Here is a 15,569-nt window from a genome sequence, read left to right as displayed (position 1 = left end):
TGCTCGCGTATCAGGCCGGCGGTGGCGGCGAGTTGAACAGCCCGGCCAACGCACCCATCGCCTCGGACAGGCCGGCAGTGGCGGCGCGCACGCCGTCTAACGCGGGCTGCACCGGTGCAACCGGGTCGCCCAGTGTCGGCACGTCGCCGAGCAGGTCGGGCAGGGCGAGGCCGTCCAGGCCCAGGTCGGCCAGCGCGTCGAGTTCCAGGCCGAGGTCGGCGCCCAGATCGTCCATCGGCGCCGGTGGCTCCGGCGGCTCGACGTACTCGCGCAGCACCAGGCGGTAGCGCACATGCTCGGCCCAGTCGTTGGACTCCAGCACTTCGCAGGCTTCGACGAGCACGCGGTCCAGCTTGGTGGCGGCGACGATGTCGGCAACAAAGGCCAGCGGTTCGCCGGCCAGATGCCGTTCACGCACGGCGGTGAGGAAGGTGTCTCGCAGATCGTCGCCCTGCAGGCTGCCGCGGATCTCGACGGCCAGGCTTTCGTGGCCCATGTCCTGCTGCAGGTCTCCGTCAAGGCCTGGCACGCCCATGCGTGCAAGGCGCCGGCGCTCCACCGCACGGATGGCGGTAATGCCCGTCACTTCCCAGTCGCCGATCATGGGTTTGACGATCATGGGGCGGCGAAGCAACGCGCAGCGAGGGTCATGCCGATGTCTCCTCTTCGGCTCTTGTGTGGGCCGCGTCTGACGATGCCAAGCGGCCCCGGGGCTCACAACCCCTACCTTGTCGGGCATCCGCAATGCGCATCGCGTTGACACCCGCCGGTGGCGCCTGAAGAATCAGTCGCCCGCTGACGGGCCTATTGACGGACCTATTGCCGGAGGACCGATGCCCAAGAACCACCGCCTGCGGCTCGCAATTGCCACGCTGTTGGCGTTGTGCAGCGCCGTGGCCTGCGTGGCGACGTTGATCGAGCCGCAGTGGTTCGAGCTGCTGTTCGATGAATCGCCCGACGGCGGGGACGGCTCGCTGGAGACCTGGGTCGCGTTGGCGCTGTCGGTGGCCGCATGCATCGCGTTCTCGCTGGTGGCGCGGCGCGAATGGCGCGCATTCGCCGCTGCGTCACAGCACTGAAGGGTCGGTGGCCCTAGCCAGACGTCTGCAGTGATCGCTGCGCGGTGGCGCGCGCGTCAGTCGAGGCTGCCGTCCGTGGAGAGCGCCATCGCGCAATGGTGGGGTAACACCAGGCCGTCGCTGCCGTCCGTGGTCGCGGTTGTGCGAATGAACGGCGCCCAGGAGTTGACGGTGCCGAAGATGGTGGCGAAGGCCACGTCGGCTGCGTCTCGGCCGGTGCCGAAGCGCACGAAGCCCATCGGGATCGCGGTGCCGGAGGGGTCGAAGATGTACCAGTGGCCGCCCAGGTAGACCTCCGCGTAAGCATGGAAGTCCGGTGGCCCCAGGACCGGATCGGCACCGTAGTCCGTGCCGGTCGCAAAGCGGGCGGGAATGTTGAGCGCGCGGCACAGCGCCACCATGAGGTGGGTGAAGTCGCGGCAGACGCCGACGCGTTCGATCAGCGTGTCGACCGCCGAGGTCGTGGAGTTGGAGGTGTTCGACGCGAACGACACGCGCTCCTGTATCCACCGCGCGATGGCCTGCACCCGCCCATGGCCGGCGGGGATGCCGCCGAACTCGGCGGTGGCGAGCTTGATGAGCCGGTCCGACTGGCAGTAGCGGCTGGGGTAGATGTAGCGCAGCACGTCCAGCGGCAGCTGGTGCACCGGCACCTCGTGCAGGTCTTCGGGCCGGTCCTGGCGGTGGGCCAGCTCGATCGTGCCTTCGTAGGTGATCTCCAACTCGCCCGGCTGCGCCTGCAGGCGCAGGTGGCGGTTGCCGGTGTTGGGGTCGGTCTGCAGCTCGGAGCTGATGTTCTGGCTCAGCGTCAGGTGCTCGGCTGAGACCCGCTGGCGCGGCGTGTAGGCGGGATGGATGTTGAGGATGAAATCCGCGCCCGGCGCGCTCACCTCGTACTTCAGCTGGACATGCAGTTCGATGCGGATCATGCGGCGAGGCTCTCAGCAGGTTCGGCGGGCTCGACCGCCAGCGGTTCAACGGGTCTGGGCAGGAAGTTCATCGGCATGTCGCCGCGCACGCCCGCCCGGATCACCTCATGGATGAAGGCGAGCTTGTCGAGCACCGCATCCGGCATCACGAAGGGGTAGCTGTCACGCCCGCCCAGGCTTCTGGACATGGCATTGATGAACTGGGAGACAGGCAGCCAGTGCCTGACGATCTTGGCCTGCAGCTGCGTTTCGTCGGCGGCGATGGCCTCGGCGCGCACCGCAGCGCCGCCCGGCACCGCATGGTCCAGCTGCAGGCCCCAGGAGGTGGCCGTTTCCAGGCCGTCCTGCAGGTGCATGTAGTGGGCCCAGCATTCGGCCCAGTCCTCCCAGGGGTGGGAGCTGGCGTAGGCGCTGACAAAGCGGCTCTGCCAATCGGCCAGCGGCGCGGCGTAGTGCCGCTCCAGCGCTTCGGCATAGTCGGCCCGTTCGTCGCCGAACAGCTCGCGGTACTTGTCGATCCAGGTGGTGTCGCGGATGAGTCGGTCCCAGTAGTAGTGGCCGATCTCGTGGCGAAAGTGGCCGAGCAGCGTGCGATAGGGCTCGTGCAACTGGGCGCGCGCCTGTTCGCGGTGCGCGTCGTCGGCCTCGGCGATGTTGAGCGTGATGAGGCCGTCGTCGTGGCCGGTCAGCACCTTCTCCTCCGGGTCGACCTGCTCCAGCAACTCGAAGGCCACGCCGTTGGGCGCGTCCTCCGCCTTGCTCGGGAAGGGCAGCCCCCATGAAGCCAGGCTGTAGACGAGTTGGCGCTTGGCGGCTTCGATGCGGTGCCAGTAGGCGCGGTTGTCGCCCTTGTCGAGCACCGGGTGCACCTGCGTCGTGCGGCAGGACAGGCAGCGGGGCTCCACGTCTTCCGCCCCGACCATCCAGTTGCAGAACAGCGGTGCCTCGTGGTTGGCGCAGCAGCGCAAGCCGGCGCTGCCATCGGAAAGCCGCAGCCATTGGCCTGCTTCGTCCACCTCGAAGGAACCCAGAGTCAATTCGGCAGGGATGAAGCCCAGGCGCGCCTGACAGGCGCCGCAGGAGTCGTTCTCGAAGAACACGCGCGCGGCGCAGCGTTCACAGCAAAAGGTTTTCATGGGCTATACGCAGGAAGAGGGCAGGCGGCGCGGGGCACCGTGGCAAGTCCATCCTAGTCAGATGCGATGGCCTCGCGTGTAGGCCATGTGAGCTTTCGCGATGAAGCGGTGTTGGCCGGCAGCTTCGCTGGGATCGATCGGACGTTTTTTCCGCTGCGCCGCTGTAGGACAACAGGCCGTTTTTTTTGGGATGGTGCCGCGTGGCGGCCTGCGGCACAGGCCGCTGCTAGAGTCCGTTGCCGATCGGTGGCCCCGCCCGTGAGGGTCAGTGCGGCAGCCGGTTCGGCGTCGGTTTTGAGTCACAAGCAATGGACGGGGCGACATGGGGACAACGATCGCGCAGCAGGCTCGCAAGACACGCGTTGTCGCGTCGAAATCGGCGGCCAAGGCCAGGCCTGAGGCCGGTGCGGCGTCGCATGAGTCGAGCGCTCACCGCTCGCGCCAGATCCTTGCGGCGCTTTCGGCGTTTCGCGACGGCGACTTCTCCGTGCGCCTGCCCAATGACTGGGACGATGTCGAGGGCCAGATCGCTGCGGCCTTCAACCAGATCACGGTCCAGGAGGCGCGCATCACGGCTGAGGTAGCTCGATTGTCGGCAACGGTGGGCAAGGAGGGGAGGCTCAAGCATCGCCTGACCTTGCCCGGCGCGCTGGGATCCTGGGCCACCAAGGTCGAATCCATCAACTCGCTGATCGACGACCTCGTGCGGCCTACCGCCGAGATCGCACGCACCATTGGCGCCGTCGCCAAGGGCGACCTGAGCCAGGCGATGGAGCTGGAGGTGGACGGCCGTGAACTCAAGGGCGAGTTCCTGCGCTCGGCGCGGCTGGTCAACACGATGATCGAGCAGTTGTCGGTGTTCACCAGTGAAGTGACCCGCGTTGCGCGCGAGGTGGGCACCGAGGGCAAGCTCGGCGGCCAGGCGCAGGTGAAGGGCGTGTCCGGCGTCTGGAAAGACCTGACCGACTCCGTCAACCAGATGGCCGGCAACCTGACAGCGCAGGTGCGCAACATCGCCGATGTGACCATCGCGGTGGCCAATGGCGACCTGTCCAAGAAGATCACCGTCGACGTGCGCGGCGAGATCCTTCAGTTGAAGGAAGCCACCAACACGATGGTGGACCAGCTGCGCTCGTTCGCTTCGGAAGTGACGCGCGTTGCGCGTGAGGTGGGTACCGACGGGCGCCTGGGCGGCCAGGCCGTCGTGCCCGGCGTGGCCGGCACCTGGAAGGACCTGACCGACTCGGTCAACGCGATGGCCACCAACCTGACGGCCCAGGTGCGCAACATCGCGACGGTGACCACCGCCGTGGCGCGCGGCGACCTCTCGCGCAAGATCACCGTGGACGTGAAGGGCGAGATCCTGGAGCTGAAGGAAACCATCAACACGATGGTGGACCAGCTCAACGGCTTCTCGTCTGAAGTGACTCGCGTGGCCCGCGAGGTCGGCACCGAGGGCAAGCTGGGCGGTCAGGCGGCCGTGCCCGGCGTGGCCGGCACCTGGAAGGACCTGACGGACAACGTCAACTCGATGGCGTCGAACCTGACCAACCAGGTGCGGAACATCGCCGACGTGGCGACGGCGGTGGCTAGCGGTGACTTGTCGAAAAAGATCACGGTGGAGGTCAAGGGAGAGATTCTTGCCCTGAAGAACACCATGAACACGATGGTCGACCAGCTCAACGGCTTTGCCGGCGAGGTCAGCCGTGTGGCGCGCGAGGTGGGCACGGACGGCAAGCTCGGCGGCCAGGCCCAGGTGCCCGGCGTGGCCGGCACCTGGAAAGACCTGACCGACAACGTCAACTTCATGGCCTCCAACCTGACCGGCCAGGTGCGCAACATCGCCGAGGTGACGACCGCCGTGGCCAATGGCGACCTGTCCAAGAAGATCACCGTCGACGTGCGCGGCGAGATCTCGGAATTGAAGAACACCATCAACACGATGGTCGACCAGCTGAGCGGCTTTGCGTCTGAAGTGACGCGCGTGGCCCGCGAGGTGGGCACGGACGGCAAGCTGGGCGGCCAGGCCGAAGGCCGCGGCGTCGCCGGTATCTGGAAGGACCTGACCGACTCCGTCAACGCGATGGCGACCAACCTGACGGGCCAGGTGCGCAACATTGCCGAGGTGACGACGGCCGTGGCCAACGGCGATCTGTCCAAGAAGATCACCGTGGACGTGCGCGGCGAAATTCTGGAGCTGAAGAACACGATCAACACGATGGTTGACCAGCTCAACGGCTTTGCCGGCGAGGTGAGCCGCGTGGCGCGCGAGGTGGGCACGGACGGCAAGCTCGGCGGCCAGGCCCAGGTGCCTGGTGTGGCCGGCACGTGGAAGGACCTGACCGACAACGTCAACTCGATGGCGTCCAACCTGACCGGCCAGGTGCGCAACATCGCCGATGTGGCCACGGCGGTGGCCAACGGCGACTTGTCCAAGAAGATCACGGTCGACGTGAAGGGCGAGATCCTGGAGCTGAAGAACACGCTCAACACAATGGTGGACCAGCTCAACGGCTTCGCATCCGAAGTGAGCCGCGTCGCCCGCGAGGTGGGCACCGAAGGCAAGCTGGGCGGCCAGGCAGCCGTGCCGGGCGTGGCCGGCGTGTGGAAGGACCTGACCGACAACGTCAACTTCATGGCCTCCAACCTGACCGGCCAGGTGCGCAACATCGCGGACGTGGCAACGGCCATCGCGCGGGGAGACCTCTCGTCCAAGATCACCGTGGAGGTGAAGGGCGAGATCCTGGCGCTGAAGAACACGCTGAACACGATGGTGGACCAGCTCAACGGCTTCGCGTCCGAAGTGACGCGGGTGGCGCGAGAGGTGGGTACCGACGGCAAGCTCGGCGGCCAGGCCGTCGTGCCGGGCGTGGCCGGCACGTGGAAGGACCTGACGGACAACGTCAACTCCATGGCGTCCAACCTGACCGGCCAGGTGCGCAACATCGCCGACGTGGCGACGGCCATCGCCCGCGGCGACCTCAGTCGCAAGATCACCGTGGACGTGCAGGGCGAGATCCTGGAGCTGAAGCAGACCATGAACACCATGGTCGAGCAGCTCGGCGCGTTCGCGTCGGAGGTGAGCCGGGTGGCCCGCGAGGTGGGCACCGAGGGCAAGCTCGGCGGCCAGGCCCAGGTGCCCGGTGTGGCCGGCACGTGGAAGGACCTGACCGACAACGTCAACTCGATGGCGAGCAACCTGACCAACCAGGTGCGCAACATCGCCGAGGTGACCATCGCGGTGGCCAACGGCGACCTGTCCAAGAAGATCACCGTGGACGTGCGCGGCGAGATTCTTCAGCTCAAGGAAACCATCAACACGATGGTGGAGCAACTGCGCTCCTTCGCGTCCGAGGTCACGCGCGTGGCCCGCGAGGTGGGTACCGAAGGCCGCCTGGGCGTGCAGGCCGTGGTGCCCGGCGTGGGCGGGACGTGGAAGGACCTGACCGACTCGGTCAACACCATGGGCGCCAACCTGACGGCCCAGGTGCGCAACATCGCCGAGGTGACGACGGCCGTGGCCCGCGGCGACCTGAACCGCAAGATCACGGTGGACGTGAAGGGCGAGATCCTGGAGCTGAAGGACACCATCAACACCATGGTCGACCAGCTCAACGCCTTTGCCGGCGAGGTCACGCGCGTGGCCCGCGAGGTGGGCACCGAGGGCAAGCTGGGCGGCCAGGCCAAGGTAGCGGGCGTGGGCGGCACCTGGAAGGACCTGACCGACAACGTCAACTTCATGGCCTCCAACCTGACCGAGCAGGTGCGCGGCATCGTCAAGGTCGTGACCGCCGTGGCCAACGGCAACCTGACGCAGCGCCTGACCGTGCAGGCCAAGGGCGAGGTGGCGGCGCTGGCCGACACCATCAACAACATGACCGACACGCTGGCCACCTTCGCCGAGCAGGTGACCAACGTGGCCCGTGAGGTGGGTGTGGACGGGCGCCTGGGTGGCCAGGCCCATGTGCCCGGCGCGGCCGGCACCTGGAAGGACCTGACCGGCAACGTCAACCTGCTGGCCGCCAACCTGACGACCCAGGTGCGCGCCATTGCCGAGGTGGCCACCGCCGTGACCCAGGGCGACCTGACGCGCGCGATCCAGGTGGACGCCAAGGGCGAGGTGTCAGAGCTCAAGGACAACATCAACACGATGATTTCCAATCTGCGCGAGACCACCGAGCGCAACCGCGAGCAGGACTGGCTGAAGACCAACCTCGCCAGGTTCACCGGCATGCTGCAGGGCCAGCGCGAGCTGCAGACCGTCAGCCAGATGCTGCTGACCGAGCTGGCGCCGTTGGTGCAGGCCCACCAGGGCACCATCTATCACCTGGCCGGCGCTCAAGGGCTTGAGCAGCCGCAGCTGCGCCTGCTGGCGAGCTATGCGCAGTCGGGCAGCGTCGAGCTGATGCCCGCCATCAAGCTGGGCGAAGGCCTGGTCGGCCAATGCGCGCTGGAGAAGCGCAGCGTGCTGCTGGCGGACATCGCCTCCGACTTCGTCGCCATCTCCTCCAGCCTCGGCCGCGCGGCGCGCGTCAGCGTCATCGTGCTGCCGGTGCTGTTCGAGGGCGAGACCAAGGCCGTCATCGAGCTGGCCACGCTGCAGTCCTTCAGCAGCGGCTCGTTGGCCTTCCTGGAGCTGCTGACGCAGAGCATCGGCGCGGTGTTCAACACCATCGAGGCGACGATGCGCACCGAGTCGCTGCTGTCGCAGTCACAGCAGCTGACGGTGGAGCTGCAGTCCCGCCAGAGCGAGCTGCAGGAGACCAATGAGCAGCTCGGCACCAAGGCGCGGCTGCTGGCCGAGCAGAACGCCGAGGTCGAGCGCAAGAACGCCGAGGTCGAGCAGGCCCGCCACGCGCTGGAAGACCAGGCGGCCGAGCTGGCGCTGACGTCCAAGTACAAGAGCGAGTTCCTGGCCAACATGAGCCATGAGCTGCGCACGCCGCTGAACTCCATCCTCATCCTGAGCCAGCAACTTGCGGTCAACAACGACGGCAACCTCAGCGCCAAGCAGACCGAGTTCGCGCGCAACATCAACTCGTCGGGCTCCGACCTGCTGCACCTCATCAACGACATCCTGGACCTGTCCAAGATCGAGTCGGGCACCGTCACCGTCGAGATCGAGGACATCCCGTTCGCGTCACTGCGCGACAGCATCGACCGCAACTTCAGCCAGGTCGCCGAGGCCAAGAACCTGCCGCTGCGCCTGCTGTTCGCGGACGACCTGCCGCGCAGCATGGAGAGCGACGCCAAGCGCCTGCAGCAGATCCTGAAGAACCTGCTTTCCAACGCCGTCAAGTTCACGGCGCACGGCCATGTGGAGCTGCGCGTCAGCATCGCGCGCGAGGGCTGGAGCGTCGACCACCCGCTGCTGTCGACGGCGCCCCAGGTGCTGGCCTTCGCGGTGGAGGACACCGGCATCGGCGTCGCGCCCGACAAGCAGCGCCTCATCTTCGAGGCCTTCCAGCAGGCCGACGCCGGCACCTCGCGCAAATACGGCGGCACGGGCCTGGGCCTGGCCATCAGCCGCGAACTGGCGACGCTGCTGGGCGGCGAAATCAAACTCGTCAGCCGCCATGGCGAGGGCAGCACCTTCACGCTGTTCCTGCCTTTGCAGTTCATGGGCGCCGACAGCGCCCGCGCGCCGCGCCCACAGGCCGCGCCCGACACCACGCTGCACATGCGCGCCACCGTGCCGCTGGTGCGCGAGACCCAGGTGCCCGACGACCGCGACAGCATCGTCGAAGGCGACTCGGTGCTGCTCATCATCGAGGACGACCCGCACTACGCCCGCATCGTGCTGGGCCTGGCCCGTGACCGCGGCTTCAAGGGCCTCGTCGCGCTCAAGGGCGGCGCGGGCCTAGAGCTGGCGCGGCGCTTCCGCCCGACGGCCATCTCGCTGGACATCTTCCTGCCTGACATGCTGGGCTGGACGGTGCTCAACCAGCTCAAGCTCGACCCGTCGACCCGCCACATTCCGGTGCAGATCTTCAGCGTCGCCGAGGAAGACCGCAACCACGGCCTTGCCCACGGTGCGTTTTCCTACCTCGTCAAGTCGTCCACCAGCGAGGGCATGGAGGCGGCGCTGGACCGCATCCGCGACTTCACCGTGCCGCGCACGCGCCGCCTGCTGGTGGTGGAAGACAACGAGATCGAGCGCAGCGCCATCATCGAGCTGCTGGGCCACCAGGACATCGAGCTCGTCGCCGTCGGCACCGGCGCCGAGGCGCTGCAGCTGCTGCAGGAGCAGCGCTTCGACTGCATGGTGCTGGACCTGCGCCTGCCCGACGTCAGCGGCTTCGGCCTGCTGCAGCAACTGCACGCCGACCCGGCACTGGCCACCGTGCCGGTGGTCGTCTTCACCGGCAAGGACCTGTCCGACGCGGAGCGCAAGCAGCTGCGCACGCTGGCCAAGAGCGTCGTGCTGAAGGACGTGCAGAGCCCGGAGCGGCTGCTGGACGAGACGGCGCTGTTCCTGCACCGCGTGGTGACCGAGCTGCCGCAGGACAAGCAGGACGTGCTGCAGAAGCTGCACGGCGCCGCCGAGATGCTGCGCGGCCGCCGCGTGCTCGTGGTGGACGACGATGCGCGCAACATCTTTGCGCTGACGACGCTGCTGGAGAATCAGGACATGCAGGTCATGACCGCCACCAGTGGCCGCGCCGCCATCGACATCGTGCAACAGACGCCCGACCTCGACCTCGTGCTGATGGACATCATGATGCCGGACATGGACGGCTACGAAACCATGCGCGAGATCCGCTCCAACCCCGAGTTCCGCAACCTGCCCATGCTCGCCCTGACCGCCAAGGCCATGAAAGGCGACCGCGAGAAGTGCCTGGAAGCCGGCGCCAGCGACTACATCTCCAAGCCGGTCAACACGGCGCAACTGCTGTCCCTGATGCGCGTTTGGCTGCACCGATGACCGAGGCGTCCGATCCATTCGCGCTGGCCGGGGCCGAGCTGCCGCCGACGAACATCCTCATCGTCGACGACGAGCCGGCCAACCTGCTCGTGCTGGAGAGCGTGCTCGACGACCCGGGCTACCGCATCGTGCGCGCCCAGTCGGCCGACCAGGCGCTGCGCGCGCTGATGGCCTACGAGTTCGCCGTCATGGTGCTGGACATCCAGCTGCCCGACATGAACGGCATCGAGCTGGCGCAGATGATCAAGGAGCGCAAGAAGACGGCACACCTGCCGATCATCTTCCTGACGGCCTATTTCGATGAGGACCAGCACCGCCTGCAGGGCTATGGCACCGGCGCGGTGGACTACCTCAGCAAGCCGGTGAACCCGGCCATCCTGCGCTCTAAGGTGGCGGTGTTCGCGGAGCTGCACCGCAAGACGCTGGAGGTCCAGCGCGCCAACATCGCGCTGCTGGCCGAGGTGGAAGAGCGCCGCCGCGCCGAGGAGCGCCTGCGCGAACTCAACGAGACGCTGGAGCGCCGCGTGCGCGAGCGCTCCGAGGCGCTGCTGCTGGCCGACCGCAAGCTTCAGGCCATGATGAGCAGCATCACCGACGGCCTGCTCCTCATCGAGCACGACGGCAGCATCGGCTACGCCAACGAGCAGGGCGCGTTGCTGCTGGGGCGGCATGCCGAAGAGCTGATCGGGCAGCGCTTCGAGGGCATCGTCGGCGACGGCTTCCTCGACACCGAGTTCGGCCGTGCCACGACCGGTCGCCAGGCCGTGTCTTTCGAGGCCCTCGTCGGCACAGGTACGGAGCGCTGGCTGCAGTTCCACTGCTATCCGTCTGAAGACGGCCTGTCGGTCTACTTCCACGACATCACCGACCGGCGCGAGCTGCAGGTGCGGCGCGACCAGCTGCTGGCCGCCGAGCAGGCCGCGCGCAGTGCCTCGGAGCACGCCGCCCATGCCAAGGAGCAGTTCATCGCCGCGGTCAGCCACGAGCTGCGCACGCCGCTGGCAGCCATCGTCGGCTGGGCGAATGTGCTGAGCCAGCCCGGCGTCGAGGCGAGCACGCTGCAGCGCGGCGTGCAGGCCATTGCGCGCAACGCGCAGGCGCAGTCCTTCCTGGTGTCGGACCTGCTGGAGATGAGCCGCATCATTGCCGGAAAGCTGCGCCTGGACATGCAGCGGGTCGACCTCAACGAGGTGGTCCATGGCGCCGCCGAAACCGCCCGGCCCACTGCGCAGTCGCGCCGGCACGCCATCGTGCTTCAGACGGCCACCGAGCCCGTCGAGGTGCTGGGCGACGCAAGTCGGCTGATGCAGATCGTCATGAACCTCGTCACCAATGCGATGAAGTTCACGCCGGCCGGCGGCACCATCACGCTCGCCACGACGGTGCAGGAGGCGACGGTCGAGGTCAGCGTCAGCGACACCGGCCAGGGCATCGCCCAGGAGTTCATGCCGCGTCTGTTCGACCGCTTCAGCCAGGCCGATGACAGCGCCGCGCGCATGCATGGCGGCCTGGGGCTGGGCCTGTCCATCGTCAAGAACCTGACCGAGCTGCATGGGGGCGAGGTGCTGGCGCGCAGCGAAGGCCCGGGCCAGGGCGCCGCCTTCGTCGTGCGCTTCCCACGGGCCAGCCGCTCGGCCCTGCCGCGCGACAACCACCCGGCCAGCCATGAACCGGTTGCAGACGACGACAGCGGCGCCGACGCTTCGGTCGTCGGGCTGCGCCTGTTGGTTGTGGACGACCATGCCGACGTGCTGGAGGCGCATGCGCGCCTGCTGTCGGAGCAGGGCGCGGTGGTCACGACGGCGCAGTCCGCGCAGGCGGCGCTGGCGCTGCTGGCCGTGCACCGCTTCGATGTGCTGCTCAGCGACCTCGGCATGCCGGAACTGGACGGCTACGGCCTGATCCGCCGCGTGCGCCAGGACCTCGGCCTGGACGCCGACACGCTGCCGGCCCTGGCCGTCACCGCCTTTGTGCGCACGGAGGACCGCGATGCCGCACTGGAGGCCGGCTACCAGCTCTGCGTGCAGAAGCCGGTGTCGCCCGTCGAATTCGTGCGCACGGTGGCGAAGCTTGGGCAGCGTGCGGACCGGCCGCTGCGCGCCCTGTTCGTGGAAGACAACGACGACCTGCGCGAGCAGATCACCTGGATGCTGGAGGAGGAGGGGCTCAAGGTGCGGGCCTTCGCAGGCGCCGAGGAGGCGCTGGCCTGCTATGTGCCCGAGGACGTCGACCTCGTCATCACCGACGTCAGCCTGTGCGGCATGTCGGGTGTGGAGTTCGCGCGAGCCATCCTGAGCCGCGCACCGGATGCCTGGGTGGTGTTTTCATCAGGCTACCCGATGGGCAACGACCTGAGCGATTTCGGCCCGCATGTGCGCGCCTTGCTCAAGCCGTTTGATTTTGACGATGTCCGTCGCCTGATCGACGAGATACGCCCGGGCGCCCCCTGAGGGCTTTGGGCGCAGAGGCGCCGGGACGCTCAGGCGCCGATGGCGTTGGCGGCAGCGCGGCGGCTCATGAAGTCGGCGAACTGGGCCACGACGGCGACGACCGAGAAGGCCAGAGTGATGATGATCAGTTCCATTTTTTTCCCTTTGTGACTGTTGAAACGGCTTCAGTATAAGGGTTTACACCTGATCGTCAAGGGTTAACCCTGTGAACTATGCCCCTCGTTGCGCACCGCCGTGGGCCGCCGCTGCGGGCTTCTATATCAACTAGGTATAGCCCAAGCGAAAGAAACGATATTTCAGAACTAGATGGCCCTCCTAAGCTCGTGAAGTTACTGAACGAGCCATGAGCCCATGCGAATCACGAAGCTGACGACCTACCGAGTGCCTCCGCGGTGGATGTTCCTGAAGATTGAGACCGACGAGGGCGTCGTCGGCTGGGGTGAACCGGTTATTGAAGGGCGTGCACGCACCGTCGAGGCGGCCGTTCACGAGCTGTCGGAGTACCTGATCGGCCAGGACCCCTCCCGCATCAACGACCTCTGGCAGGTCATGTACCGCGCCGGTTTCTACCGTGGCGGCCCCATTCTGATGAGCGCCATCGCCGGTATCGACCAGGCGCTGTGGGACATCAAGGGCAAGGTCATGGGCCAGCCGGTCTACGAGCTGCTGGGCGGCCTGGTGCGCGACAAGATGAAGGTCTATTCCTGGGTCGGCGGCGACCGCCCGGCCGACGTCATCCGCGACATCAAGCGGCTGCGCGAAGGCGGCTTCGACACCTTCAAGATGAATGGCACCGAGGAGCTGGCCATCGTCGACAGCGCCCGCAAGGTGGACGAGGCCGTGGCCCGCATCGCCGAGATCCGCGACGCCTTCGGCCATGACATCGAGTTCGGCATCGACTTCCACGGCCGCGTGGCCGGGCCGATGGCCAAGCCGCTGTTGCGCGCGCTGGAGCCCTATCGCCCGCTGTTCGTCGAGGAGCCGGTGCTGGCCGAGCAGGCCGAGCAGTACCCGCGCCTGGCCGAGTACACCAGCATCCCGCTGGCGGCCGGCGAGCGCATGTTCTCGCGCTTCGACTTCAAGCGCGTCTTCCAGGCCGGCGGCATCTCCATCGTGCAGCCCGACCTGTCGCATGCCGGTGGCATCACCGAGTGCTTCAAGATCGCCTCGATGGCCGAGGCCTACGACGTCGCCTTCGCGCCGCATTGCCCGCTGGGCCCGGTGGCGCTGGCGTCCTGCCTGGCGGTGGACTTCGTGTCCCACAACGCCGTGCTGCAGGAGCAAAGCATGGGCATCCATTACAACCAGGGTGCCGAGCTGCTGGACTTCGTGACGAACAAGGACGACTTCCGCATCGAGAACGGCTTTATCAACCCGCTGCGCAAGCCGGGCCTGGGCGTCGAGATCGACGAAGAGCGTGTCATCGAGGCCAGCAAGACCGCGTCCGACTGGCGCAACCCGGTCTGGCGCCACGCTGACGGCTCTGTGGCCGAGTGGTGATGGCTGAAGCCCGGCTCATCGCCCTGGACTGGGGCAGCACCCGCCTGCGCGCCTTCCTGCTTGGGGCCGACGGTGAAGTGCTGGAGACGCGCCAGTCCAACGACGGCGCGTCGACGCTGCACGGCGCCGACGTGTTCGCCCGCGCGCTCGCCGATCTGGTCGGCGACTGGCGGGCCGATCACCCCAAGCTCAAGCTGCTCGCCTGCGGCATGGTCGGCAGCCAGCACGGCTGGCGCGAGGCGGCCTATGTACGCTGCCCGGCGGACGCCGCTGCGCTGGCCGGTCAGGCGCTGGCCATCGACGACGCGTTGAGCATCATCCCTGGCCTCGTCGACGACGCCGCCCAGCCCGACGTCATGCGCGGCGAGGAGACGCAGATCGTCGGCGCGCTCGCGCTGCACCCCGAGCTGGCCGAAGAAACCTGCCTGGTGTTGCCGGGCACGCATTCCAAGTGGGCGCGCGTCAGCGGCGGCCGGGTCACGGGCTTCGCAACCCACATGACCGGCGAGCTGTTCGCGCTGCTGCGCCAGCACTCGGTGCTGAACCGCCTGATGCCGGCCGATGGCAGTTCGCCCGCGTCGCCCGAGGCCTTCCTGAAGGGCGTGGACGCGGCGCGGCAGGAGGGCGGCCTCGCCCACCAGCTGTTCGCCGTGCGCACGCTGGGCCTGTTCAAGCAGCTCGGCGCCGAGCAACTGCCCGACTACCTCTCCGGCCTTTTGATCGGCCACGAGATCGCCAGCGAGTTGCGTGCCGTTACGTCGGAGCGCATCGCTCTTGTCGGCGACCCGGCCCTGTGCGCGCGTTATGCGCAAGCGCTGACCCGCTTCGGTCATGCGACGCCGCTGCTGCTCGACAACACCGCGCCTGCCGGCCTGTGGCGGCTGGCGCAAACAATGAACCTCACCTGAACATGCTCGACGCAGCCCTGAAACACCTCCCCCTCGTCGCCATCCTGCGCGGGGTGAAGCCCGAGGAGGTCGAGGCGATTGCCGACGCGCTTTACGCCGAAGGCTTTCGCGTCATCGAGGTACCTCTGAACTCCCCCAACGCGCTCGACTCCATCGGCCGCCTCGCGCGCCGCATGCCGGCCGATTCCGTCGTCGGCGCCGGCACGGTGCTGAGCGTGCAGGCCGTGGCGGACGTACAGGCGGCCGGCGGCAAGGTCATCGTCATGCCGCATGCCGATGTGGAGGTCATCCGTGCGGCCAAGGCGCGCGGCCTGTTCTGCGTGCCGGGCGCGGCCACGCCGACCGAGGCCTTCGCAGCCGTCAATGCCGGCGCCGATGCGGTCAAGCTGTTCCCGGCCGAACTCATCACGCCGACGATCGTCAAGGCCATGCGCGCCGTGTTGCCGCGCGAGCTTCGCCTGCTGCCGGTGGGTGGCATCACGCCAGACAACATGACGCCTTACGTCAAGGCCGGCGCCGCCGGCTTCGGCCTCGGCTCTGCGCTGTACAGCCCGGGCCTGTCGGCGGCTGACGTCGCCCAGCGTGCCCGCGCCTTCGTGCAGGCCTGGCGCGCGCTCTGATTCCAAAAACAAGACAACCCGG

The 15,569-nt window shown here is 67.6% G+C and carries 9 protein-coding genes; 6 read left to right on the top strand and 3 right to left on the bottom strand.

All coding sequences use genetic code 11. The annotated features are described in order from the left end of the window. Window positions 1-10: 10 nt before the first annotated feature. Entirely contained in the window at window positions 11-619 is a 609-nt protein-coding gene (locus tag AC0IZJ_RS13080) for a hypothetical protein (RefSeq protein WP_471850343.1), read from the bottom strand. 214 nt (window positions 620-833) lie between these two features. Between AC0IZJ_RS13080 and AC0IZJ_RS13075 the strand changes: the two genes are divergently transcribed. Further along, on the top strand, window positions 834-1,079 hold the full coding sequence (locus AC0IZJ_RS13075) for a hypothetical protein (protein WP_471850341.1): 246 nt from the start codon (window positions 834-836) through the stop codon (window positions 1,077-1,079). Between the two features lie 56 nt (window positions 1,080-1,135). On the opposite strand, the gene AC0IZJ_RS13070 is transcribed toward AC0IZJ_RS13075, so the two are convergent. Together AC0IZJ_RS13070 and AC0IZJ_RS13065 are read right to left on the bottom strand one after the other, a co-directional pair. Further along, on the bottom strand, window positions 1,136-2,008 hold the full coding sequence (locus AC0IZJ_RS13070; protein WP_471850339.1) for a transglutaminase-like domain-containing protein: 873 nt from the start codon (window positions 2,006-2,008) through the stop codon (window positions 1,136-1,138). Then, window positions 2,005-3,144 (bottom strand): zinc-binding metallopeptidase family protein, encoded by a 1,140-nt coding sequence (locus AC0IZJ_RS13065; RefSeq protein ID WP_471850337.1) that lies wholly within the window; start codon window positions 3,142-3,144, stop codon window positions 2,005-2,007. Before AC0IZJ_RS13065 ends, AC0IZJ_RS13070 begins: the two co-directional genes overlap by 4 nt. A 322-nt stretch (window positions 3,145-3,466) precedes the next feature. Here AC0IZJ_RS13065 and AC0IZJ_RS13060 point away from each other — a divergent pair, with 322 nt between their 5' ends. From AC0IZJ_RS13060 to AC0IZJ_RS13040, 5 genes are all read left to right on the top strand, one after another. Next, complete coding sequence (locus tag AC0IZJ_RS13060; RefSeq protein ID WP_471850335.1) at window positions 3,467-10,069, top strand: HAMP domain-containing protein; 6,603 nt, start codon at window positions 3,467-3,469, stop codon at window positions 10,067-10,069. Further along, window positions 10,066-12,519 carry a response regulator gene (locus tag AC0IZJ_RS13055; protein ID WP_471850333.1) on the top strand — a complete coding sequence of 818 codons (2,454 nt, stop codon included), beginning with the start codon at window positions 10,066-10,068 and terminating at the stop codon, window positions 12,517-12,519. The genes AC0IZJ_RS13060 and AC0IZJ_RS13055 overlap by 4 nt, the downstream gene beginning before the upstream one ends. Window positions 12,520-12,870: 351 nt before the next feature. Next, entirely contained in the window at window positions 12,871-14,019 is a 1,149-nt protein-coding gene (gene dgoD, locus AC0IZJ_RS13050) for a galactonate dehydratase (RefSeq protein WP_471850332.1), read from the top strand. Next, window positions 14,019-14,927: a 2-dehydro-3-deoxygalactonokinase gene (locus AC0IZJ_RS13045; RefSeq protein ID WP_471850330.1), complete on the top strand. Its 909-nt coding sequence runs from the start codon at window positions 14,019-14,021 to the stop codon at window positions 14,925-14,927. Before dgoD ends, AC0IZJ_RS13045 begins: the two co-directional genes overlap by 1 nt. Window positions 14,928-14,929: 2 nt before the next feature. Next, window positions 14,930-15,547 carry a 2-dehydro-3-deoxy-6-phosphogalactonate aldolase gene (locus tag AC0IZJ_RS13040; RefSeq protein ID WP_471850328.1) on the top strand — a complete coding sequence of 206 codons (618 nt, stop codon included), beginning with the start codon at window positions 14,930-14,932 and terminating at the stop codon, window positions 15,545-15,547. Window positions 15,548-15,569 lie beyond the last annotated feature (22 nt).

Source organism: Roseateles sp. AC306 (assembly GCF_979253795.1).
Note: the sequence above shows the minus strand (reverse complement) of the source record. Positions and strands in the feature narration are given on the sequence as shown.